We start from the raw sequence: 22,776 nt of genomic DNA, 5'->3' as shown, positions 1-22,776 counted from the left end.
TATCTGGCGTTGACTTTTGGCACGCTGTTGAGTTCTCAAGGAACGGACACTTCCTTCGAGCCGCTTATCAGGCGGACCCTCCGGGCGCTTCGTTCGTTCTTTCGTGTTTCAAGCTTATCAGATCCGCTATTCGGCGTTTTCCGACTTGCTTTTGCCTTTCGGCGTTTGTGCCTTTCGGCGCTCCCGAACTCTACCAGAGTTATTCGGTCCGCTTTTCCCGCTCGAATGTGCATCCGAATGGGCGCGTGACGAAGTGACTCGTCAGGGTTTGGGGGTTCCGCTGTCCGGTGTGACCCGGTTTCAGCGACTCGGACTACGTTAGGGCACCGTTGGGCCTGCGTCAAACACAGAGGGGCCGGATCTGTCCAGATCCGGCCCCTCCTTGACTGCTCCGCAGCTCAACTGGCGTGCGGTTTCAGCCATCTGACACTAGTTCGAGGCAAGCTCGATCGCGGCCAGGTTGCGCTTCCCTCGCCGCAGGACCAGCCAACGGCCGTGCAGCAGATCCGAGTTGGCGGGTACGGCCTCCTCGTCGGCGACCTTGGTGTTGTTCAGGTAGGCGCCGCCCTCCTTGATGGTGCGGCGGGCGCCGGACCGGCTGGGGGCGAGGCCGACCTCGACCAGGAGGTCGACGACCGGGAGCAGCTCGGTGACCGTGGCCTTGGGGACCTCGGCCAGAGCGGCCGCCAGGGTGGCGGGCTCCAGGTCGGCCAGGTCGCCCTGGCCGAAGAGGGCCTTCGACGCGGCGACCGCGCGCTCGTACTGCTCGGCGCCGTGGACCAGGGTGGTGAGCTCCTCGGCCAGGGCACGCTGGCCGAGCCTGGCCTGCGGGCGTTCGGTGGTCTCGCGCTCCAGCTCCTCGATCTCCTCCCGCGAGCGGAAGGAGAAGATGCGCAGGAAGTTCGAGACGTCCCGGTCGTCCGCGTTCAGCCAGAACTGGTAGAAGGCGTACGGGGTGGTCAGCTCCGGGTCCAGCCAGATGGTGCCGGACTCGGTCTTGCCGAACTTGGTGCCGTCCGCCTTGACGATCAGCGGGGTGGCGAGGGAATGGACGGACTTGCCCTCGGCCTTGCGGATCAGGTCGCCGCCGGCCGTGAGGTTGCCCCACTGGTCGCTGCCGCCGGTCTGCAGGGTGCAGTTGTACCGGCGGAACAGCTCCAGGTAGTCCATGCCCTGGAGGATCTGGTAGCTGAACTCGGTGTACGAGATGCCGGCGTCGGAGTTCAGCCGCCGGGCCACCGCCTCCTTGGCGATCATGTTGTTGACCCGGAAGTACTTGCCCACGTCGCGCAGCAGGCTGATCGCCGACATGCCGGACGTCCAGTCCAGGTTGTTGACCATGCGGGCCGCGTACTCGCCCTCGAAGTCGAGGAACTTCGAGACCTGGCCGCGCAGGCGCTCGACCCAGGCCGCGACCGTCTCGGGGTCGTTCAGCACCCGCTCGGCGGTGGGCTTGGGGTCGCCGATCAGGCCGGTGGCGCCGCCGACCAGGCCGAGCGGGAGGTTTCCGGCCTGCTGGATCCGGCGCATGGTGAGGATCTGGACCAGGTTGCCGAGGTGCAGGCTGGGCGCCGTCGGGTCGAAGCCGCAATAGAACGTGACCGGGCCGTCCGCGAACGCCTTGCGCAGTGCGTCCTCGTCGGTGGACAGGGCGATCAGCCCTCGCCACCGCAGCTCGTCGACGATGTCCGTCACGGTCACGCTTCTCCTTCGGTCGGGCGCCAGGTCCGCGCTCGGGCCCGTTCGGTCGGGCCCTGCACCTGGACGGCTCCAGCGTGCTAGAGCCTACGCGGTCCCGGCCAGCGCATTTCCGGCGCGCCCGCCCGCCGCACGGAAATTCCGTTGTTCGCAGCACCGATGGGGTTCAGAGTGAAGTACCGCCGAGCGGCGGACAGGTACTGGACGGGCGTGCCGTCGGCACGGTCCGCAGGGAGGTGGCCGAGGTGCGCAACACGCTGGTTCTGAACGCGAGCTATGAACCCCTGACGACGGTGTCGCTGAAGCGTGCCGTGGTGCTGGTACTCCAGGACAAGGCCGTGGTCGAGCACGCCCATCCGCTCGGTGTGGTGCGGGCGACCGGGATCACCGTCCCGGTGCCCCGGGTGATCAGACTCCAGCGCTACGTCCGGGTGCCGTTCCGACAACGGGCCCCGTGGTCGCGGCGCGGTGTGCTGGTCCGGGACCAGCACCTGTGTGCGTACTGCGGACGGCGGGCCACCACGGTGGACCACCTGCAGCCGAAGTCGCGCGGGGGTGCCGACTCCTGGCTGAACACCGTCGCGGCCTGCGCGGAGGACAACCAGCGCAAGGCGGACCGGACGCCGGAGCAGGCCGGGATGAGGCTGCTGCGCAAGCCGTTCGAGCCGACGCCGGAGGCGACGCTGATGCTCGCGCTCGGCCTGCACCGCAGTGAGATGAACGAGCTGGCGGCCTGGCTGCCGGCTGCGGCGGTGGCGTAGCCCGCCCTACGGAACGTGGGCCGACCCGATCGGGGGACGGGTCGGCCCACCAACGGCGACCGGGTGTCAGCCCTTGGCCTGGAAGGCGCCGGCCAGGCCGAAGTTGGCCGAGTGCTCGGGGAGCACGACCACCTTGCCGCCCCCGCTCAGCACCCGGCCGGAGATCAGCAGCGAACCGGTGCCCTGCGGATAGCCGCCGCCCGTCGTCGCCCGGCCGTCGGCCACGGCGTACCGGCTGAGGTGGGCGGGCTGGTCGAGCCGTTCGTCGCCGGCCAGCAGCAGCGCGCCGTTCTCCAGGCCGACCGGGGCGGTCTTGCCCTTCTCGGCGACCGCCGTCCTCCAGCGCGGCTTACCGGTCGTCAGGTCGTAGGCCACGGCGGACTGCTTGCCGCCGTCGGCACCACTGAGCGTGGTCAGCAGTGTCTGCTCGTGGAAGAAGACGGTGGGGGTGGCGTCGAAGCTGCCGCGGGACACGTCCAGCCTGGCGCCCTCGGTGACGACCGGGATCTCGGCGGCCGGGTCGCCGGTGGCGCCCCAGGCGAAGATCCGGTCGTCGGCGGGCTGCGCGCCGGTGGTGAGCACCACGGCGGGCTCGGCGGAGAGCACGGTGACGGTCTTGGGCTGGTTGTTCAGCCCGCGCCACCAGTGCAGCTTGCCGTCCTCGGCGTTCAGCGCGACGGCCTGGTCGGCCGGGACGCTGTCGGCGCAGGTGCTGTGCAGCACGACGGTCTTGCCGCTCGCGCCGCCGCTCAGGGTGCAGAACTTGCCCTGGCCGCCGTACGTCCACAGGTCCTTGCCGTCGGCGGCGGCCCAGGCCGTCGCCCGGTCGTCGCCGACCGCGACCACCTTGTCGTCCAGCACCGCGACGTGGGCGCCGTAGGCGTCCTTGGTGTCGGAGAGCGGCTTGGTCCAGGCGGCCTTGCCGCTCTTGGTGTCGACGGCGGAGACCAGGGCGCAGGCGCTCTTCGGGTCGGCCGAGACCCGGAAGAGTGCCGCACCGATCCCGGCCGGGCCGACCGTGGGCGAGAGCCCGCACGGGATGGCGCCCTCGACCGGCGGGGCGAGCGTCCAGGTCGGCTTGCCGTCGGCGAGCGCGTAGGCGTGCACGCCGGTGCTGTCGGCGCGGACCACCGCGTCGGCCAGGAGCCAGCCGCCGACCAGCGTGTCGTCGACCCCGGCGGCCGGGGCCGCGGCGGGCTGGGCGGCCCAGGCCTTGGCGTGCTCGACGGTGAAGGTCCTGGGGATCTCGGCCGGGCCGCCGGCCGCGCTCTGGTCGGACCGGCCCGCGACGACCGTCGCACCGGCGGCGATCAGCACGCCCAGGGCGGCGACGCCGGCCCCGGCCCGGATCAGCAGGGCGCGCTTGCTCGGCGCGTGCTCCCCCGAGATCACCGAGGCGGCCAGGTCCTTCAGCCGGTCGGCCGGGGAGGCCTTGCGCTGGCGGGGTACGGGGGGCTCGGCCGCAACCGCCGCAGCCGCCGCGACCACCGGCCCGGAGCCGGGCCCGGGGTCGGCTGACGGCGGCTCAGGCGCCACGGGCGGCTCGACCGGCGCGGTCGGGGCCTCGTACGGCACCGGCTGCTCGTAGTACTGCGGCGCGTACAGCTCCTGCTGCCCGTACCCGGGGTCGGCCGGCTGCTGGTAGTACTGCTCGGGCTCGCGCTGCTGCGGCATCCCGGGCTGCCACTGCGGCTGCTCCTGGTACCCGTAAGCCTGGTCGCCGTAGGGCTGTTGCGGGGTCGGGTACCAGCCCTGCTGGTAGTCGTAGCCGACCGGCTCCTGCCCGGCCGTGCCGGAATGGTCCTGAGCCATGCGTTCCGTCCGTCCGACTGCTTGCTGCGGCTGTCAGCATCTCACGCCGGTCGGACCATCCCGCCCGGAACCGGAGGTATCGGGCATCCCACGGAGGGTCAGGCGTCGCGCAGCGCCTGGTCGATCCGGGCCGCCATGGCGAGGTCGAGACCGGTCAGGCCGCCCGCGCTGTGGGTGGAGAGGACGAACCGCAGGGTGCGCCAGCGGATGTCGATGTCGGGGTGGTGGTCGAGTTCCTCGGCCGCCAGCGCCACCGTGCCGACCACCGCGACGGCGGTCGGGAAGCTCGCGGTCTCGGCGGTCCGGACGATGGAGCCGCCCTCCCGGGTCCAGTCCGGGAGGGCGGCCAGGCCGGCCGTGATCTGATCGTCGGTCAGTAGCGTTCGCTTGCTCATCGCCCCAGCGTACGAGCGGGCGCGCGAACGGCGCTCAGCCGAGCAGCATTCGGGTCACCGCGACCAGGCCGACGGCGACGATCACCCCCCGCAGGGCGGGCGGCGGCAGCCGGCGGCCGACCTTGGCGCCGAGCTGGCCGCCGACGGTGGAGCCGACCGCGATCAGCAGGACGGCAGTCCAGTCGATCTCGGAGGTGAAGAGGAAGAAGACCGCCGCCACGGCGTTGACGATCAGGGCCAGCACGTTCTTGGCGCCGTTGATCCGCTGCATCGAGTCCTGCAGCAGCATGCCCATCACCGCGACCAGCAGCACGCCCTGGGCCGCGCCGAAGTAGCCGCCGTAGATGCCGGTCAGGAAGACCCCGCCGAGCAGCAGCGGCCCGATCCGGTCCCCCTCGCCGTCCCGGCGCCGGGCGGCCATCGCCCGGGACACCCGGGGCTGGACCACCACCAGCACCAGGGCGAGCAGGATCAGCACCGGGACGATGGTGTCGAAGGCCGAGCTGGGCAGCCGGACCAGCAGGTACGCGCCGAGCAGCCCCCCGAGCAGCGAGGCGGTGCCGAGCCGGAGCAGCCGGCCGCGCTGCCCGCCGAGTTCGTGCCGGTAGCCGATCGCGCCGCTGAGCGTGCCGGGCACCAGGCCGATGGTGTTGGAGACGTTGGCGGTCACCGGTGGCACGCCGAAGGCGAGCAGCACCGGGAAGGTGATCAGGGTGCCGGACCCGACCACGGTGTTGATGGTTCCGGCGCCGACCCCGGCGAGCAGGACGGCGAGCCCCTCCCAGAGCGTCATGAGTTCCCCGTTTCTGGCCCCGCTCCGGTACACGGCACGGGGGCTCGCGTCAGGACGGGGCCGAGCAGTTGTCGGGCTGATCATCCATCAGCCCGGGCCGCCGGGGCCAGGGGGTGTCCAGTACGCGAACGGGCCCGCTCCCCCGGAGGGGAGCGGGCCCGTCGGCGCCGAGGCCTACTCGGGGTCGAGCTTGGGGTACTCGCGGTTGGGCTCGACCCGGGGGCGGGCGGCGCCCTTGTCGGTGTCGACCGGACGCGGCCCGGCCGGGCGGTCGACCGGGATCGGGGCGCTGGCCGGAGCCGCCGCCGGGGCGGCGCCGCCGGTCAGGCCGGAGAACGCGCCGCCGAGGCCCTTGAGCGCGTCGCCGACCTCGCTCGGGATGATCCAGAGCTTGTTGGAGTCGCCCTTGGCCAGCTCGGGCAGGGTCTGCAGGTACTGGTAGGCGAGCAGCTTCTGGTCGGCGTCGCCCTCGTGGATCGCCTCGAAGACGGTCCGGATCGCGGCGGCCTCACCGTCGGCGCGGAGCACCGCGGCCTGGGCCTCACCCTCGGCGGTCAGGACGGCCGCCTGCTTGTCACCCTCGGCCCGCAGGATGGCGGCCTGCCGGGCGCCCTCCGCGGTGAGGATGGCGGCGCGCTTGTCGCGGTCGGCGCGCATCTGCTTCTCCATCGAGTCCTGGATGGAGGTCGGCGGCTCGATCGCCTTGAGCTCGACCCGGTTGACCCGGATGCCCCACTTGCCGGTGGCCTCGTCGAGGACGCCGCGCAGGCCCGCGTTGATCACCTCACGGGACGTCAGGGTGGACTCCAGGTCCATCGAGCCGATGATGTTGCGCAGGGTGGTGACGGTGAGCTGCTCGATCGCCTGGATGTAGCTGGCGACCTCGTAGGTGGCGGCCCGGGCGTCGGTGACCTGGTAGTAGATCACCGTGTCGATGTTCACCACCAGGTTGTCCTGGGTGATCACCGGCTGCGGCGGGAAGGGGACGACCTGCTCGCGCAGGTCGATCCGGTTCCGGACCCGGTCGATGAACGGGACCACGATGTTCAGGCCTGCGTTCAGCGTCCGGGTGTAGCGACCGAAGCGCTCCACGATGGCGGCGCTGGCCTGCGGGATCACCTGGATCGTCTTGATCAGTGCGATGAAGGCCACCACGACCAGGACGACCAGCACGATAAGGACGGGTTCCACGCGTTCTCCCCTAGACGACCAGGGCGGTGGCGCCCTGGATTTCGACGACGTCGACCTGTTGACCCGGCTCGTAGACACTGCCGGGGTTGAGCGCGCGTGCTGACCAGATCTCGCCGTTCAGCTTGATCCGACCGCCCTGTCCGTCGACCTGCTCCTGCACGATCGCGGTGGCGCCGGTCAGCGCGTCGATGCCGGTCCTGATCCCCGGCCCCTGCTTCAACTGCCGGTAGGCGATCGGGCGGACGAAGACCAGCAGGGCGACGGACACCCCGACGAAGATCAGGAACTGCCCCACCACCCCGACGCCCAGCCCGGCCGCGGCGGCGGCCGCACCCGCACCGACCGCGAACATGGCGAACTCCGGCATCGCCGTGAGCACCAGCGGTATGCCAAGACCGACGGCGGCCAGGAGCCACCAAATCCAGCTGTCCACAGTTCCATCCTAGGGAGGCGAGGTCTCTCCCGGCGGAAAGTTCCCGCAGGTGGACGGGTGGAAACCGGCCGTACGTACGACCGGTCCCAGTTCAGTCCAGTTCCGTACCCGTTCAGTACCCGGATCAGCCGAGCGGCAGACCCTGCGCCGACCAGCGGTCGCCGTGCCGCTCCAGGGTGAGCGGGAGGCCGAAGCAGCGCGAGAGGTTGCGCGCGGTCAGCTCGGTGTCGATCGGGCCCGCGGTGAGCACCTTGCCCTGACGGATCATCAGCACGTGGGTGAAGCCGGGCGCGATCTCCTCGACGTGGTGGGTGACCATCGCCATCGCCGGGGCGAACTCGTCCTGCGCCAGCGCGCCGAGCCGGCGGACCAGGTCCTCGCGGCCGCCGAGGTCGAGGCCGGCGGCCGGCTCGTCCAGCAGCAGCAGCTCGGGGTCGGTCATCAGCGCCCGGGCGATCATGGTGCGCTTGCGCTCGCCCTCGGACAGGGTGCCGAACTTGCGCTGCACGTAGTCGGCCATGCCGAGGCGGTCGAGCAGCGCCAGCGCGCGCGACTCGTCGGTGGTCTCGTACTTCTCGTTCCAGGTGGCGGTCATCCCGTACGCGGCGGTCAGCACCGTCTGCAGCACGGTCTGGTCGGTCGGGAGCTTGTCCAGCAGCGAGGCGCTGGCCAGGCCGATCCGCTGGCGCAGCTCGAACACGTCGACCGCGCCGAGCTTCTCGCCGAGCACGGCGGCCGCGCCGGCGCTCGGGAAGAGGTAGGTGGAGGCGACCTGGAGCAGGGTCGTCTTACCGGCGCCGTTCGGGCCCAGGATCACCCAGCGCTCGCCCTCGGAGATCGACCAGGAGACCTGGTCGACCAGCGCGCGCCCCTCCCGGACCACGGAAACGTCCACCAGCTCCAGCACGTCGCTCATGCCTACGCCTTCCCCAATGCAGAAATTCGGCCGTCCGAGGGCCTTTGCGCGCGCGGGTCCTCGGGGTGCGGTCCACTCGTGTCGACAGTCGGCCGCGGGCGGGCAGCGTACTCCGGGGGCCGGGTGAGGCTCGGAGGGGGTGCGCCGCTCACAGCACAGGCCAAACCTACGCCACGCGGATGGCCGTACTTTCCGTAGGCTGGCCGGATGCCAGCTTCAACCACTGACAATCCGTACGAAGAGCCGCGCTCCGGGCGGCTGACCGCGTGGGGCAACGCACTGCTCGGCGGTCACACCTCTCCCGACCACGCCGCCCTCGCCGTCCAGGGCGAGGACGAGGGCCACCGGTTCACCGGCCTGCCGGGCGACACCGACGGCGAACTCCACAGCCCGGCCTGGGCACTCGGCCGGCTCCGGGTGCTCGGCGCGACCGGCCTGCGGCTGGCCCTGCCGGCCCCCGGCCACCCGCTCGGGCTGACCGGCCCCGCCCCGTTCAACGCCGCCGCGCTCACCGCCGGCGAGGCCGTGCTCGCGGTCGGCCTGCCGATCGGCTTCGTCCCCGAGGTCGAGGTGTACGGGCCGGAGGGCGACCGGGGCGTCCGGGTGCTGTGGCGCTGCTCCACCGTCAACGAGGGCCCGCCCGCCGACGTCCCGTCCCTGCACGAGGCGGAGCGCGAACTCGCGGACGGGCTGCGGGAGACCACGCTGCTGCTGACCAAGCTGGACGTCGCGGGGGCCGGGCCCGAGGCGGTCCGGGCCCTGACCGAATGGCGCCGGCGCGGCCACACCGAGCTGCTCGCCCCCGGCTACCCGCCGCGCGCCGTCCGCATCCTGGAGTCGGCCCGGCAGATCTCCGCCCTGCTCGCCATCGCCCTGGGCGGCCACGGCGCAGCGGTCAGCGCCTCCGAGATGGCGGCCCGGCGCGAGATCCTGGCGCCGCTCGGCCGCACCGCCCGCCGCGCGACGGCGGCGGCCTACAACGCGCTGGTCGACGAGCCCTAGGCCTCGTTGTTGCGGACGGCCCAGAGGGCGGCCTGGGTGCGGTCCGCGAGGTCGAGCTTCATCAGGATGTTGGACACGTGGGTCTTGACGGTCTTCTCGGAGAGCAGCAGCGCCCGGGCGATCTCCCGGTTGGAGCGTCCGTCCGCGATGTGTCCGAGCACCTCGCGCTCACGCTCCGTCAGGGTGCCGCCCCGGCCCTGCGGGGCGCGCGGGGAGTCGTCGGAGAGCAGCGCCGACGCCAGCTCCGGCTGGAGCAGGACGTGCCCGGCGTGCACGGAACGGATCGCCCCGGCCAGCGCCTCCGGGTCGACGTCCTTGTAGACGTACCCGGCGGCGCCGGCCCGCAGGGCGGGGACCATGGTGCGGTGCTCGGTGAAGCTGGTGACGATCAGCACCCGGGCCGTGCTGCCGCGCTCCTTGAGCAGCTTGAGCGCCTCGATCCCGTCCACCCCGGGCATCTTCAGATCCATCAGCACCACGTCAGGTCCGAGCGCCTCCGCCTGCTCGACGCCTTCGGCGCCGTCGGCGGCCTCGCCCACCACCTCGATGTCGTCCTGGACCTCCAGGAAGGTGCGGAGTCCGCGCCGGACCACCTGGTGGTCGTCCACCAGCAGGACGCGGATCGGTGACGTGGTGTCAGGCACCGGGTACCTCCAGCTCGATGGCGGTCCCCCGACCGGGGGCCGATTCCAGCGACAGCGTCCCGCCGACGGCCGCCGCGCGGTCCCGCATGGAGACCAGGCCCAGGTGCCGGCCCTCCCGGCGGACGGCCTCCGGGTCGAAGCCGTGTCCGTCGTCGTGCACCCGCAGCCGGGCGCCGCGGCCGGGCGTCCCGGTCAGCGTCACCTCGACCAGGGCGGCGCCGGAGTGCCGCAGCGCGTTGTGCAGGGCCTCCTGAGCCACCCTCAGGACGGCGGCCTCCTGTCCGGGCGGCAGGGTGCGGACGCCGTCCGAGCTGAACCGGACCTCCGCCGTGTGGGCCCGGTCGAGCACCTGGGCCTGGGAGGCGAGGGTGGCCACCAGGCCGTCCTCGTCGAGGGCGGCGGGGCGCAGCTCGATCACCACGGTGCGGAGTTCGTCGGCGGCCTCGGCGGCCAGCCGGGCCACCTCGGCGAGTTCGGCCCGGGCCCGGGCCGGGTCGCGGTCGACCAGGGTGGCGGCGGCCTTGGCGGTGAGGCGGAGCGAGAACAGCTTCTGCGCGACGGCGTCGTGCAGGTCGTGCGCGATCCGGGCGCGTTCGCCGGCCAGGGTGAGCTCACGGCTGCGCTCGTACAGGCGGGCGTTGCCGAGGGCTATCGCGGCGTGCGCGGCGAGGATCCGCAGCAGTTCCTCGTCGTGGGCGGTGAACCCGCCCGCCTTGTTGGCGAGGAACACCGCCCCGAGGATCTCGGTGCCGTCCACGATCGGCATCCCGAGGAAGTCCTTCAGGTCGGGGTGCGCGTCCGGCCAGCCCTCGAAGTCGGGGGCGCGGCGGACGTCGTCCAGCCGGGTCGGGGTGAGCCGGTGCAGCATCGCGGCCAGCACGCCGTGCTGCCGGGGCAGCGGGCCGATCGCCTTCCACTGCTCGTCGGTGACGCCGTCCACCACGAACTGCGCGAAGCCGCCGTGGTCGTCGGGCACGCCCAGGGCGGCGTACTCGGCGCCGAGCAGGGTGCGGGCCTCGGCGGTGATCCGGCGCAGCACCTCGCGGACCTCCAGGTGACGGCTCATCGCGAGGACGGCGCTGCTGATGGCCTCGATCCCGCTCAGGGACGGGTCGCAGGGGGGTGGTTCGGCTGGCATCCCCCCACGCTACTGCCGCCCACCGGCCGGGGCATGGGGCAGCGGGTCTAGGTCGGAAGCCCTACCCCCGGTCCTGCCCCGTGTCCTACCCCCGCTGCATCACCTCGGGTTCGTGCCGCCGCTGGAGCCGGTTGAGCAGCAGGCCGAGCAGGCCCGCGAAGACCAGCAGGGCGAGCCAGTCGAGCAGCAGCGTGCCGACCGAGTGGGCCCACAGCGGGTCGGCGCCGGGTGCGACCGGGGAGATCGCGGCCAGGTCGAGGGTGGTGCCGGGGGCGGCGACCCCCCAGCGGGCGGGCATCAGCCAGGCGAACTGCTCCAGCCCGGGCGCGTCGTAGAGCTGGAAGACGGCACCGGTGAAGACCAGTTGGACGATGGTGAACATCACCAGCAGCGGCATGGTCTTCTCCGCCGTGCGGACCAGGGCCGAGATGACCAGGCCGACCATCATCGCGACGAAGCCGAGCAGGGTGATGCCGACGGCCAGCTCGACCGCCGGGGCGCCGGTGAGCAGCAGGCCGCGTTCGGGGAGTTCGCGCAGGCCGAAGCCGACGGCCGAGATCAGTCCGCCCTGCACCAGGCTGACCGCGCCGAGCACGACCACCTTGGACATCAGGTAGGCCGAGCGGGAGAGCCCGGTGGCCCGTTCCCGTTCGTAGATCGGCCGCTCCTTGATCAGCTCGCGGACGGAGTTGGCGGCCCCGGCCAGGCAGGCGCCGACCGCGAGCACCAGCAGGACCATCCGGGCCCCGCCGTTGGGCTGGGGTCCGGTGCAGGCGACCAGTCCGCAGTCGTCCGGGATGAGCGCGCTCACGCCGCCGAGCACCAGCGGGAGGATCAGCGAGAGGGCCAGGAAGCCCCGGTCCGCGCCGAGCACCGCGAGGTAGCGGCGGACCAGGGTGGACAGCTGGGACCGCCAGCGCTGCGGCTTGGGCGGTTCGGCCCGGGGCCGGTCGGCGGCGAGGACGGGCAGCGGGGTGGCGGCCGAGTCGGCGGAGTACTCCTGGTGGTGCGGGGAGCTGCGGTAGCGGCCGGCCCAGTCGTGGTCGGGGTGGTTCTCGAAGGCCTGGAAGACGTCGGCCCAGCTCTGGTAGCCGAAGAAGTAGAGGGCCTCGTCCGGCGGCCCGAAGTAGGCCACCGTGCCGCCCGGGGCGAGCACCAGCAGGCGGTCGCAGAGAGCCAGTTCGGCCACCGAGTGGGTGACCACCAGGACGGTGCGGCCGTCGTCGGCGAGCTTGCGCAGGGTCTGCATCACCTCGCGGTCCATCCCCGGGTCGAGGCCGGAGGTGGGCTCGTCCAGGAAGATCAGCGAGGGCTTGGTGAGCAGTTCGAGGGCGACCGAGACCCGCTTCTGCTGGCCGCCGGAGAGGGTGCTGATCCGGCTGTCGGCGCGCTGGTCGAGCCGCAGCTCGGCCAGCACCTCGTCGATCCGGCGCTCCCGCTCGGCCGCCTCGGTGTCGCCGGGGAAGCGCAGCTCGGCGGCGTAGCGCAGGGCCCGGCGGACCGTCAGCTCCCGGTGCAGGATCTCCGACTGCGGCACCAGCCCGATCCGGGCCCGCAGCTCGGCGAACCGGCGGTACAGGTCGCGCCCGTCGTACAGCACCTGGCCCTGGTCGGCCGGGCGGTAGCCGGTGAGGGCGCGCAGCAGGGTGGACTTGCCGGAGCCGGACGGGCCGACCACCGCGACCAGCGACTTCTCCGGCACGGTGAAGCCGACGTCCCGGAGCAGGGTCCGGCGGCCGCCCTGGTACGGCACCTCGACGCTCAGGTGCCGGGCCGAGAAGGTGACCGCGCCGTCGTCCACGTACTCCTGGAGCTGGCCGCCGACCAGGGCGAAGCCGGAGCGTCCGACGGCCAGCCGGTCCTGCTCGCCGACCAGCGCGCGCTGGACCGGCTGGCCGTTCAGGAAGATCCCGTTGTGGCTGCCCAGGTCGACGATCTCCCAGCGGCCGTCCGGGAGTTGGCGCAGCTCGGCGTGGTGCCGGGAGACCTGGAGGTCGGCCAGCACGACGTCGTTGTCGAGCGCCCGGCCGATCCGGATGGTCCGGGTGGTCGGGCCGAGGCTGCGGATGACGGTGGGTGCGGAGCGGTCGCGCTGCGCGGGGAAGGCCGCTGCGGGGAAGGGCGACCCGGGGAAGGCCGCGGCCGGGAACGGGCTGGGGGTGCTGCGTCCGGTGATCGCGGCGTGCCAGGGCACCGGCGGCAGCACCGGCGTGGTCGGGACGGGCTCGGCGGCCGGGGCCCGGACGGTCAGCAGGGGGCCGCTGGCGACGCTGCCCAGCCGGATCTCGGCGCCGGGCCGCAGCGGCACCAGTTTGGCCCGGACGCCCTGGGCGAAGGTGCCGTTGGTGCTGTCCTGGTCGGTGAGCAGCCAGGCCCCGTCCCGGTGCGCCAGGGTGGCGTGCCGCCAGGACACCCTGGCGTCCTCGGAGCGCAGGTCCGCCGCCGGGTCGCGGCCGATCAGATAGGTCCGGTCCGGGTCCAGGGCCAGCTGCTGGCCGTCGATCTCCACTATGAAGTGCGGCACTGTCCCTGCCCCCGCTGGTACTGACAACTGACGGCCCGACATCCTTCCAGGTACGGGCCCGAAGCACTATCCGCCCAGCCCGGGGCTGGTCCAGAGGGCGGACGCCGTTACGGGCCGGGGCGGGCGGCCCGGTAGCGTGGGTCGCACCATGAACGCTGCGCCCCTCCCCCCGCTGCCCCGGTCGTACGACGACGAGCGCACCTTGCTGGTCAAGGTCTTCGGCAAGGACCGCCCCGGTATCACCACAGGGCTGTTCAGCACGCTCGGCGACTTCGGTGTGGACGTGATCGACATCGAGCAGATGGTCACCCGCGGCCGGATAACGCTGTGCGCCCTGGTGGCCACGCCGTCCGGCGGGCCGGGCGCGGAGGGGGCGCTGCGCTCCACCGTGCACCGCTGGGCGGAGGAGCTGAAGCTCCAGGCCGAGATCATCTCCGGCACCGGTGACAACCGGCCGCGCCGCGAGGGCCGCTCGCACGTCACCGTGCTCGGCCACCCGCTGACCGCCACCGCGGTCGCCGCGCTGACCCGGCGGATCACCGAGGCCGACGGCAACATCGACCGCGTCTTCCGGCTGGCCAAGTACCCGGTGACCGCCGTCGAACTGGCCGTCTCCGGCGTCGCGACCGAGGAGCTGCGGGCGGTGCTGGCCCTGGAGGCCGCCGCCCAGCAGGTCGACATCGCGGTGGTGCGGGCGGGCCTGGAGCGCCGGGCCAAGCGGCTGGTGGTGATGGACGTCGACTCCACCCTGATCCAGGACGAGGTGATCGAGCTGTTCGCCGCCCACGCGGGCTGCGAGCAGAAGGTCGCCGAGGTGACGGCCGCCGCGATGCGGGGCGAGCTGGACTTCGCCGAGTCGCTGCGGGCCCGGGTGGCGCTGCTGGCCGGGCTGGACGCCTCGGTGACCGAGAAGGTCAGGGCCGAGGTCCGGTTCACCCCGGGCGCCCGCACCCTGGTCCGGACGCTGCGCCGGCTGGGCTTCCAGGTGGCCATCGTCTCGGGCGGCTTCACCCAGGTCACCGACCACCTGGTCGAGGAGCTCGGGCTGGACTTCGCCGCCGCCAACACCCTTGAGGTGGTGGACGGGAAGTTCACCGGCCGGGTCACCGGCGAGATCGTCGACCGGGCCGGCAAGGCCCGCTGGCTGGAGCGCTTCGCCGAGCAGGCCAAGGTCCCGATCGAGCAGACGGTGGCGATCGGCGACGGCGCCAACGACCTCGACATGCTGAACGCGGCCGGGCTCGGCGTGGCCTTCAACGCCAAGCCCGTGGTCCGCGAGGCCGCCGACACGGCGGTGAACGTCCCGTTCCTGGACACCGTCCTCTACCTGCTCGGGATCACCCGCGAAGAGGTCGAGGCGGCGGACGAGCTGGACGGCACCCCGACCGAGTGATCCGTCACCCGGTGCCGTAGGCCTCCAGCTCGTACAGCGAGTAGCCCCAGCCGGTGCCGCGCCGGGTGCCGTACATCCGCAGGTAGCGACCGCTGCCGGTGAGCCCGGTCAGGGTCTCGGTGCCACCGGCGCCGGCGGTGGTGGAGTAGAGCGTGCGCCAGGTCACCGCGTCGTCGGAGACCTGGAGCTGGTACGCCTTGCCGTACGCCGCCTCCCAGCGCAGCACCACCCGGCCGATGCTCCGGACCGCCCCCAGGTCGACCTGGAGCCACTGCGGGTCGCTGTAGCCGCTGGCCCAGCGGGAGCCGGGGTCGCCGTCGGTGGCCGCGGCGGCGGGGAAGTTCGCCGTCTCGGTGCTGGAGGCGGTGGTGGGCCGGTTCAGCGCCAGGTTGCCCGGCTGGGAGCTGCCGCCGGTCCAGCCGGGGTGGTGCCCGACGGCGGTGGCGATCGGGGTGAACTCCGCGTACGTGGCGACCGGCTTCGGCGATCCCCAGGTCTGCTGGGCCAGCCCGCGCAGCGGGAACACCAGGCCGGCGGCGATCTGGTCCTCGGTCTCGGCGTTCGGGTTGTCGCACCAGACGTGGATCAGCGAGCCGAGGTTCCCGGTGGCGTCGGTGATCCGGTTGCCGCCCTGGAACAGGTCCGGGGTCCAGGTCTCGTACATCCACCGGGTGTCCGGCTTGGCGCCGCCGAGCACGTAGTAGGTCGGCGTCCAGGACTCGTTGGCGACCCGGTGCCCGGCGTCCACCAGCTGCTGGGGCGTCAGGCCGTAGGTGTACCAGTACTCGACCACGATGCCCGGGTTCGGCCTGAGGGTGCCGTCGCCGGACTTGATGCCGTCGTTCCACATCCGGGTGGTCTTCCCGGCGGCCCGGACCAGGGCGTCGGACCAGTTGACGAAGCCGTAGTAGGTGTCCTTCGCGGTGGCGTTCGCCCCGTAGGCGGCCCGGGCGTAGCCGAGCAGCTGCGGGTACTGGCTGTAGTCCGTGACGTACTCGTCCGCGCCGATGTGCCAGTACGGGCCGGGGAACAGCGGCAGGTACTCGTCGACCAGGTCCTTGACCAGCGTGTACGTACCGGGCAGCGACAGGTCCACGAACTCGCTGCTGGCCGTGCCCGCCTTGTTCCTGAGCCTGAGCTCGGGGTGGGCGGCCAGGATCGGGTTCATGTGTCCGGGGGTGTCGATCTCCGGCACCACCGTCACGTGGTACCGGGCCGCCAGCGCGACCAGGTCGGTGATCTGCTGCTTGCTGTAGTGCTCGGCCGAGACGATCTCCGGGTGGGTGCTGCTCTCCAGCCGGAAGCCGAAGGTGTCCGAGAGGTGGAAGTGGAAGTGGTTGAGCTTGAGGTAGGCCAGCTCCTTGATGTGCTGCTCCAGCCAGCCGACGCTGAAGAACTTCCGCCCCTGGTCGACCATCAGGCCGCGCTCGGCCTTGGCGGGCCAGTCCGCGGCGGTGCCGGCCGGCACGGTGGACGACTGGTGCAGCAGCTGCAGGACGGTCCGGGTGCCGTAGAAGGCACCGGCGGCGGTGCCGGCCCGGACGGTGATGGTCTGACCGACCGTCATCCGGTAGCCCTCGGCCGGGAGCGTGGAGTCGCCGAGGGTCAGGGCGATGTCGCCGGGGGCGGCGGTGCCGGTCAGCACCGTCACCGTGCGGCCGGCCAGCGCACCCAGGTCGGCGGCGAAGGTGGTTGCTTCGCCCGCCAGTTGAGCGGCGTACCCGGGGTCGACCACGATCCTGGCGGCGGGGCCGAAGAGGTAGCTGCCGCTACCGGCGGTCCACTGGCGCAGCGCCGGGACGGTCCGGGGCGGATCGGGGGCGGTGGCCCGGGCGGCGGTCGGTGCGGGAAGTGCGAACGCGGCGGCCACGGTACAGAGCACGGACAGGAGGAGCCTGAGTACGCGCATGTGAACACCCTTGGTGAGGAGGGGAGTTCAGCGCAGTGCAGCGCGGCGGGCCCAGGGCGTCAACGGGTGTTCGAAATACTGGCAGAACACGCATAATCGCGCACGGGGCAGTGGAAGGGCCCCGACGGCGACCGTCGGGGCCCTTCCACTGCTCGGTCCGGGTGCGCTCAGTCCTCGTGCGGCGTGTGGAAGGTGTCCAGCCGGGCGACGCCGGGCTCGACCGACTTCCACGGGCCGGTGAAACCGAGCACCGCGATCGCGGCGGTCGGGAAGCCGCCGTTCTGGAGCCGGGCGAGGGCGTCCGGGTCCCCCTGGTCGCCGGCCAGGATCTGGGTCAGGCCGAGCACGCCCGGGTTGTGGCCGACCAGCACGACGTCCCGGTACTCGTCGGGGGTCTCCTGGAGCACCGCGATGATCTCGCCCGGGCTGGCCTCGTAGATCCGGTCCTCGTGGACCGTCTTTCGTGCGCGCTTGGGCAGCTCGTGCACCGCGAGCTTCCAGGTCTCCCTGGTCCGCAAGGCGGTGGAGCAGAGCACGTAGTCCGGGTTGATGCCCGAGTCGGTCAGCCAGCGGCCGGCATCCGGAGCCTGGAGGCGGCCGCGGTCGGCCAGCGGCCGCTCGTGGTCGTCGACCTGGTTCGGCCAGTCGGCCTTGGCGTGGCGGAGAACGATGATCCTTCGAAGGGTGTCGGCGCTCATACCCCGAGCTTTCCAGAAAACCGCCCGCCGGGCGCGGCGCTCAGGACCTGCGCCACCCCCAGGGGTGGCCGGCTCAGCCGAAGCCGTTCGCCACGCTGGCGATCACGGAGACCAGCACCACGATGCCGGCGATCAGGCCGAGCAGCTGGAGCAGCTTCTTCTGGCCGTTCGGGGGGTTGGGTTCGAGTACGGGCATGGTCAGAAGTCTCGCATCCGTTCACACCCCGGCCCGCAGCCGGGTCAGGCCTCGTCCTCGATGTGGCGGGCCTGGCCGGCCCGCAGGCCGAAGGCCATCTGCGGGATCAGCAGCAGGGCCAGAAAGCCCAGCGGCAGGTACCACTGGCCGGTCGCCTGGTAGATCGAGCCGACCAGGATCGGGCCCGGGATCGAGATCAGGTAGCCCAGGCTCTGGGCGAAGGCGGACAGCTGGGCCACCCCGCCCGGGGTCCGGGCCCGCAGGCCGATCATGGTGAGGGCGAGCGGGAAGGCGCACATCGACAGGCCGACCAGGCAGGCCCAGAGCCAGGACACGGTGCCCGCCGCGAAGGCCAGCCCGGTGTAGCCGACGATTCCGCACAGGGCCAGCACCACCACGAACAGCCCCTGCTCACCGCGCCGGACGGCGAGGTTGGGCAGGATGAAGGAGGCGGGCACGCTGATCGCCATCACCAGGGCGAGCAGCACCCCCGAGCTGCCGGCCGAGACCCCGGCGTCCTGGTAGATGGTGGGCAGCCAGCCCATGGTGGCGTACGCGCTGGTGGCCTGGAGGCCGAGGAAGACGGCCAGCGCCCAGGCGGTCCGGCTGCGCAGGATCGGCAGCTTCGCGGCGGCCGGGGCCTGCTCGGTCGCGGCGGTGCCGGAGCGGTCCCGCCGGAGGAAGAGCGTGACCAGCCAGATCAGCAGCCCCACCAGTGCGAGCAGGCCCCAACTGCCGAGGCCCTCGCGCCAGTTCCCCCCGAACGCCTTGGTCATCGGGACGGTGGCGGCGGCCGCGGCCGCGGTGCCGACCGAGAGCGCCATCGAGTAGAGGCCGATCATCGGGCCGACCCGGTCCGGGAAGTACCGCTTGATCACCACCGGGATCAGCACGTTGGAGACCGCCACCCCGGCCAGGGCGACGGCGGTCAGCAGCAGGAAGACCGCCGTGCCCCCGGCGAAGGAGCGGGCCAGCACGCCGAGCGCGATCGCCCCCATGCCCGCCGTGACCACCACGACCGGGCCGAGCCGCCGGGACAGCGCCGGGGCGGCCAGGCCGAACAGCGCGAAGCAGAGCGAGGGCACCGCGGTGATCAGCCCGGCCACCGTGGCGCTCATCCCCAGGTCCGCCTGCACCTGCTTGAGCATCGGGCCGAGGCTGGTGACCACCGGGCGCAGGTTGAGCGCGGCCACCGCGATGGCGAGCGCCAGCAGCCAGCCGAGGCGTCTGCGGGCCGGGCGGGCCGGGGGTGGCGACATCTCGACGGGCAGGTCGGTGGTGGACTCAGCTGCGGTGGACATGGCGCCCATCATAGAATGATGGGATGAATTTTGGCACGCCGGTATCCTGAGCGTGTCCGTCCAGCTGACAGGGAGTCCGATGGCACTGTCGACCACCCGCCGTACCCCGCTCTCCGACCAGGTGATCGCCCAGCTGCGCGCCCAGATCACCTCGGGCGAGTGGCCGGTCGGGTCCCGGATCCCCACCGAGCCGGCTCTGGTGGAACAGCTCGGGGTGGCCCGCAACACCGTCCGGGAGGCCGTCCGGGCGCTGGCCCACAACGGGCTGCTGGACATCCGGCAGGGCTCGGGCACCTACGTGCTGGCCACCAGCGAGCTGGCCGGGGTGATGCACCGCAAGTTCGCCGACGCCGACCAGAACGAGGTGGCCGAGCTGCGCTCGATGCTGGAGACCTCGGCGGCCGGGCTGGCGGCCGTCCGCCGCACCGACCGGGACCTGGAACTGCTGGAGACCGCGCTGTCCCGGCGCGAGGCGGCCTGGCGGGCCGGCGACCCGGAGGACTTCATCCAGGCGGACGCCGCCTTCCACCAGGCGGTGGTGGCGGCCGCGCACAACGACGTGATCGCGGCGGTGTACGCGGACCTCGGCGAGGTGATGCGGGCGCACCTGCGGCACGACGTCGGCCCGGAGCTGATCGCGGAGCGGTACGTGGGGCACGGCGGCATCCTGGACGCGATCCGCGGGCGGGACGCGGCGGCCGCCTCGGTCGAGGCGGGGCGGGCGATCGGGGTCTGCTCGGAGGCGTAGCCGCACACGCCGAGGGGCGCGGGGAGGTGCGCGGAACAGGTGGGGCGAAGGCCCCCTGCCGTCCCGCGCGGTTCCCCGCGCCCCTCGTCAGGCTCCGGCGGTCAGGCGCCGATCGCGTGCAGCCCGCCGTCGACGTGGATGATCTCGCCGGTGGTCTTCGGGAACCAGTCCGACAGCAGCGCGACGACGCCGCGACCGGTCGGCTCCGGGTCGGTGAGGTCCCACTTGAGCGGGGAGCGGTTGTCCCAGGTGGCGGCCAGGTCGGGGAAGCCCGGGATGGACTTCGCGGCCATCGAGCCGATCGGACCGGCCGAGATCAGGTTGCAGCGGATGTTCCGCTCGCCCAGGTAGCGGGCCAGGTAGCGGTTGGTGGACTCCAGCGCGGCCTTGGCCGGGCCCATCCAGTCGTACTGCGGCCAGGCGTACTGCGCGTCGAAGGTCAGGCCGACCACCGAGCCGCCGTCCTGCATCAGCGGGAGCAGCGCCGTGGTGAGCGACTTCAGCGAGAAGGCCGAGACCTGCATCGCGGTCGCGACCGACTCCCACGGGGTGTTCAGGAAGTTGCCGCCGAGCGCGTCCTGCGGGGCGAAGCCGATCGAGTGGACGATGCCGTCCAGGGTCGGCAGGCCGGCCGCGCGGACCTGGTCCGCGATGCCCGCCAGCTGCTCCTCGCTGGAGACGTCCAGTTCGAGGGTCTCGACCGGGCGGGGCAGCTTCTTGGCGATGCGCGCGGTCAGGCTGGGCCGCGGGAAGGCGGTCAGGATGATCTCCGCGCCCTGCTCCTGGGCCAGCTTCGCGGTGTGGAAGGCGATGGAGGACTCCATCAGCACACCCGTGACGAGGATGCGCTTGCCCTCGAGAATTCCACTCATGTTCAGTGACCCATGCCCAATCCGCCGTCGACGGGAATGACGGCTCCGGTGATGTATGCGGCGTCGTCGGAGGAGAGGAAGCGCACCGCGGACGCGACCTCGGCGGGCGCGGCGTAACGGCCCAGCGGCACGCCCGAGACGATCTCCTTGCGGCGCTCCTCGGTGAGCACCGCGGTCATGTCGGTGTCCACGAAGCCGGGGGCGACCACGTTGACGGTGATGCTGCGCGGGCCGAACTCGCGGGCCAGCGAACGGGCGAACCCGACCAGCCCGGCCTTGGAGGCGGCGTAGTTGGCCTGCCCCGGGGAGCCGGTCAGCCCGACCACCGAGGAGATCAGCACGATCCGGCCCTTCCGGGCCCGGAGCATCTTGGCCGAGGCCCGCTTGACCACGCGGAAGGCGCCGGTCAGGTTGGTGTCGAGGACCGAGGTGAAGTCCTCCTCCGTCATCCGGAGCATCAGGGTGTCCTTGGTGATCCCCGCGTTGGCGACCAGGACCTCGACCGGACCGTGGGCGGCCTCGATCTCGGTGAAGGCGGCGTCCACCTGCGCAGCATCGTTGATGTCGCAGCGGACGGCGATCGCCTGGAGCTTGGCCAGCTCCTCGGGCAGGTCGCCCGAACGGCTGGTGACGGCGACCTTGTCCCCCGCCTCTGCGAAGGCCAGGGCGATCGCGAGGCCGATGCCCCGGTTACCTCCGGTGACGAGAACCGAGCGGCTCACGGACACACCTCTCTCCGTAGTGGACCAGCGGCCCGAAGACCGGCACGTGGGGTGCCGGTCGGGGCCGCAGTGGGTACGCAGTGCGCGCGTACGCACTGTGACGCTATCGGTCGTTTCCGGCCAGCGACGAATCCAGCTCCCACAGGTCCGTCCGGTCCGAACTGTCGCATCCCGACAATGCGTGCACCCACCGAACATTCGGCAGTGCGCCCGCACCATCGGGAACACCGGCCCCGCCGAAGCCGTTGGCCACGTGGACCGGTTACCGGCCCACCTGGACCGAGAGCGAAGAAGAGACGGATGAGCGAGCGACGACCCGGCAGCCGCAAGACCCTGCTGGCACTGGCCGCCCTGACCGCAGCGGCCACCGCCGCCGCGTGGGCGTTCCGTGAGGTACCCGCGTCTTTCGGCCGCCGCCCGGACGCGGCCGACCCCCGGGTGCGCAACTCCCCGCAGTTCCGGGACGGCGTCTTCCACAACGCACCGTCCGAGCTGGCCCGGCCCACCCCGACGACGCCGGTGAACCGGGACACCCTGCGCCGGATGCTGTTCGAGCGCCAGGGCAAGCCGGTCGGCGAGGTGCCGCTGGCCCGGTTCGACGGCGGTCCGGGGCGGCCGGCCGCCGAGGGGGTGGAGATCACCTGGTTCGGCCACGCCTCGGCGCTGGTCGAGGTGGAGGGCAGCCGGGTCCTGCTGGACCCGATCTGGAGCGACCGCTGCTCGCCGTCCTCGCACGTCGGCCCGAAGCGGCTGCACCCGGTGCCGGTCGAGCTGGAGCAGCTGCCGCCGGTGGACGCGGTGCTGATCTCGCACGACCACTACGACCACCTGGACATGGCCACCGTCCAGCGCCTGACGGCGGCCCAGTCCGCCCCGTTCGCGGTGCCGCTCGGCATCGGCGGCCACCTGCGCCGCTGGGGCGTGCCCGAGCACCGGATCATCGAGCTGGACTGGGACGAGACCTGCACGCTCGGCGACCTGACGCTGACGCTGACCTCGGCGCACCACTTCTCCGGCCGCGGCACCACCCGCAACACCACGCTCTGGGGCTCCTGGGTGATCGCCGGGCCGAGCCGCAAGGTCTACTACACCGGCGACTCGGGCTACTTCGAGGGCTACGCGCGGATCGGCGCGCAGCACGGCCCGTTCGACGCCGCGCTGGTCCAGATCGGCGCGTACGACCAGGCCTGGGCCGATATCCACATGACGCCGGAGGACGCCGTCCGGGCGCACCAGGAGCTGCGGGCCGAGCTGCTGGTGCCGGTGCACTGGTGCACCTTCGACCTGGGCCTGCACCCGTGGGCGGAGCCGATCGAGCGGCTGCTGGCGGAGGCCAAGCAGCAGGCGGTGCCGATCGCGGTCCCCCGCCCCGGCCAGCGGGTCGACGTGGACAACCCGCCGGAGCTGGACGGCTGGTGGGAGTCGGTGGCCTGAACGGCCGCTCCAGGCGGCGGAGCTGTGCAGGCCGGCCCCCGGGAGGACAACCCCGGGGGCCGGTCCGGCAGTACCCGGGGCGGCCCTCGACCTCGACCGGCCCGGCGCGCGGTTAATCTGCTGGCCCCCGGCGGTCGGACAGGCGATGATGCGATGCGGGTGCCCCTGCCCGGGTCACCCGCCGCCGTCCGTCCCC

The 22,776-nt window shown here is 72.4% G+C and carries 21 protein-coding genes; 5 read left to right on the top strand and 16 right to left on the bottom strand.

Annotated features, from left to right (window positions below):
* Positions 1-429: 429 nt before the first annotated feature.
* Positions 430-1,695 (bottom strand): tyrosine--tRNA ligase, encoded by a 1,266-nt coding sequence (tyrS, locus tag ABT118_RS31850; RefSeq protein ID WP_350677728.1) that lies wholly within the window; start codon positions 1,693-1,695, stop codon positions 430-432.
* Between the two features lie 248 nt (positions 1,696-1,943).
* Here tyrS and ABT118_RS31845 point away from each other — a divergent pair, with 248 nt between their 5' ends.
* Positions 1,944-2,459, top strand: coding sequence for an HNH endonuclease (locus ABT118_RS31845; RefSeq protein WP_350677708.1), 516 nt, complete (start codon positions 1,944-1,946; stop codon positions 2,457-2,459).
* Positions 2,460-2,525: 66 nt separating this feature from the next.
* Here the strand turns inward: ABT118_RS31845 and ABT118_RS31840 are convergent, their stop codons facing one another.
* The 6 genes from ABT118_RS31840 to ABT118_RS31815 form a co-directional block, all read right to left on the bottom strand.
* The gene (locus tag ABT118_RS31840) at positions 2,526-4,271 is read right to left on the bottom strand and encodes an outer membrane protein assembly factor BamB family protein (protein WP_350677702.1); all 1,746 of its coding nucleotides are present in this window, start codon (positions 4,269-4,271) and stop codon (positions 2,526-2,528) included.
* 98 nt (positions 4,272-4,369) lie between these two features.
* Positions 4,370-4,666: a 4a-hydroxytetrahydrobiopterin dehydratase gene (locus tag ABT118_RS31835; RefSeq protein WP_350677697.1), complete on the bottom strand. Its 297-nt coding sequence runs from the start codon at positions 4,664-4,666 to the stop codon at positions 4,370-4,372.
* Between the two features lie 34 nt (positions 4,667-4,700).
* Complete coding sequence (locus ABT118_RS31830; RefSeq protein ID WP_350677694.1) at positions 4,701-5,459, bottom strand: sulfite exporter TauE/SafE family protein; 759 nt, start codon at positions 5,457-5,459, stop codon at positions 4,701-4,703.
* 174 nt (positions 5,460-5,633) lie between these two features.
* Positions 5,634-6,650, bottom strand: a complete 1,017-nt coding sequence (locus tag ABT118_RS31825; protein WP_350677689.1) for an SPFH domain-containing protein — start codon at positions 6,648-6,650, stop codon at positions 5,634-5,636.
* A gap of 10 nt (positions 6,651-6,660) precedes the next feature.
* Positions 6,661-7,083 (bottom strand): NfeD family protein, encoded by a 423-nt coding sequence (locus ABT118_RS31820; RefSeq protein ID WP_350677683.1) that lies wholly within the window; start codon positions 7,081-7,083, stop codon positions 6,661-6,663.
* A 124-nt stretch (positions 7,084-7,207) separates the two neighbouring features.
* Positions 7,208-7,999 carry an ABC transporter ATP-binding protein gene (locus ABT118_RS31815; RefSeq protein ID WP_350677678.1) on the bottom strand — a complete coding sequence of 264 codons (792 nt, stop codon included), beginning with the start codon at positions 7,997-7,999 and terminating at the stop codon, positions 7,208-7,210.
* Positions 8,000-8,206: 207 nt separating this feature from the next.
* Between ABT118_RS31815 and ABT118_RS31810 the strand changes: the two genes are divergently transcribed.
* Complete coding sequence (locus ABT118_RS31810) at positions 8,207-9,001, top strand: Rv1486c family protein (protein WP_350677673.1); 795 nt, start codon at positions 8,207-8,209, stop codon at positions 8,999-9,001.
* On the opposite strand, the gene ABT118_RS31805 is transcribed toward ABT118_RS31810, so the two are convergent.
* The 3 genes from ABT118_RS31805 to ABT118_RS31795 form a co-directional block, all read right to left on the bottom strand.
* Complete coding sequence (locus ABT118_RS31805; RefSeq protein WP_350677670.1) at positions 8,998-9,645, bottom strand: response regulator; 648 nt, start codon at positions 9,643-9,645, stop codon at positions 8,998-9,000. The genes ABT118_RS31810 and ABT118_RS31805 overlap by 4 nt on opposite strands.
* On the bottom strand, positions 9,638-10,783 hold the full coding sequence (locus ABT118_RS31800; RefSeq protein WP_350677665.1) for a GAF domain-containing sensor histidine kinase: 1,146 nt from the start codon (positions 10,781-10,783) through the stop codon (positions 9,638-9,640). Before ABT118_RS31800 ends, ABT118_RS31805 begins: the two co-directional genes overlap by 8 nt.
* Before the next feature lie 85 nt (positions 10,784-10,868).
* Entirely contained in the window at positions 10,869-13,307 is a 2,439-nt protein-coding gene (locus ABT118_RS31795; RefSeq protein WP_350677659.1) for an FHA domain-containing protein, read from the bottom strand.
* 148 nt (positions 13,308-13,455) lie between these two features.
* Between ABT118_RS31795 and serB the strand changes: the two genes are divergently transcribed.
* Complete coding sequence (gene serB / locus ABT118_RS31790) at positions 13,456-14,700, top strand: phosphoserine phosphatase SerB (protein ID WP_350677655.1); 1,245 nt, start codon at positions 13,456-13,458, stop codon at positions 14,698-14,700.
* 4 nt (positions 14,701-14,704) lie between these two features.
* On the opposite strand, the gene ABT118_RS31785 is transcribed toward serB, so the two are convergent.
* The 4 genes from ABT118_RS31785 to ABT118_RS31770 all read right to left on the bottom strand — a co-directional run bounded on the left by ABT118_RS31785 (position 14,705) and on the right by ABT118_RS31770 (position 18,804).
* Positions 14,705-16,609, bottom strand: a complete 1,905-nt coding sequence (locus tag ABT118_RS31785; protein ID WP_350677652.1) for a glycoside hydrolase family 20 protein — start codon at positions 16,607-16,609, stop codon at positions 14,705-14,707.
* 167 nt (positions 16,610-16,776) lie between these two features.
* Entirely contained in the window at positions 16,777-17,307 is a 531-nt protein-coding gene (locus ABT118_RS31780; protein WP_350677647.1) for a SixA phosphatase family protein, read from the bottom strand.
* Positions 17,308-17,380: 73 nt separating this feature from the next.
* On the bottom strand, positions 17,381-17,503 hold the full coding sequence (locus ABT118_RS31775) for an SGM_5486 family transporter-associated protein (RefSeq protein WP_350677642.1): 123 nt from the start codon (positions 17,501-17,503) through the stop codon (positions 17,381-17,383).
* A gap of 44 nt (positions 17,504-17,547) precedes the next feature.
* Entirely contained in the window at positions 17,548-18,804 is a 1,257-nt protein-coding gene (locus ABT118_RS31770) for a CynX/NimT family MFS transporter (protein WP_502884752.1), read from the bottom strand.
* A gap of 79 nt (positions 18,805-18,883) precedes the next feature.
* On the opposite strand from ABT118_RS31770, the gene ABT118_RS31765 reads away from it, so the two are divergent.
* The gene (locus ABT118_RS31765; protein ID WP_350677635.1) at positions 18,884-19,552 is read left to right on the top strand and encodes a FadR/GntR family transcriptional regulator; all 669 of its coding nucleotides are present in this window, start codon (positions 18,884-18,886) and stop codon (positions 19,550-19,552) included.
* 101 nt (positions 19,553-19,653) lie between these two features.
* On the opposite strand, the gene fabI is transcribed toward ABT118_RS31765, so the two are convergent.
* Positions 19,654-20,424 (bottom strand): enoyl-ACP reductase FabI, encoded by a 771-nt coding sequence (fabI, locus tag ABT118_RS31760; protein ID WP_350677628.1) that lies wholly within the window; start codon positions 20,422-20,424, stop codon positions 19,654-19,656.
* A gap of 2 nt (positions 20,425-20,426) precedes the next feature.
* Positions 20,427-21,146, bottom strand: coding sequence for a 3-oxoacyl-[acyl-carrier-protein] reductase (gene fabG, locus ABT118_RS31755; protein ID WP_350677623.1), 720 nt, complete (start codon positions 21,144-21,146; stop codon positions 20,427-20,429).
* Between the two features lie 300 nt (positions 21,147-21,446).
* Here fabG and ABT118_RS31750 point away from each other — a divergent pair, with 300 nt between their 5' ends.
* On the top strand, positions 21,447-22,580 hold the full coding sequence (locus tag ABT118_RS31750; RefSeq protein WP_350677616.1) for an MBL fold metallo-hydrolase: 1,134 nt from the start codon (positions 21,447-21,449) through the stop codon (positions 22,578-22,580).
* Positions 22,581-22,776: the final 196 nt, after the last annotated feature.

It is taken from the genome of Kitasatospora sp. NPDC002040 (assembly GCF_040296785.1).
GTDB lineage: Bacteria > Actinomycetota > Actinomycetes > Streptomycetales > Streptomycetaceae > Kitasatospora.
This window is presented reverse-complemented; position numbering and strand designations above follow the sequence as displayed.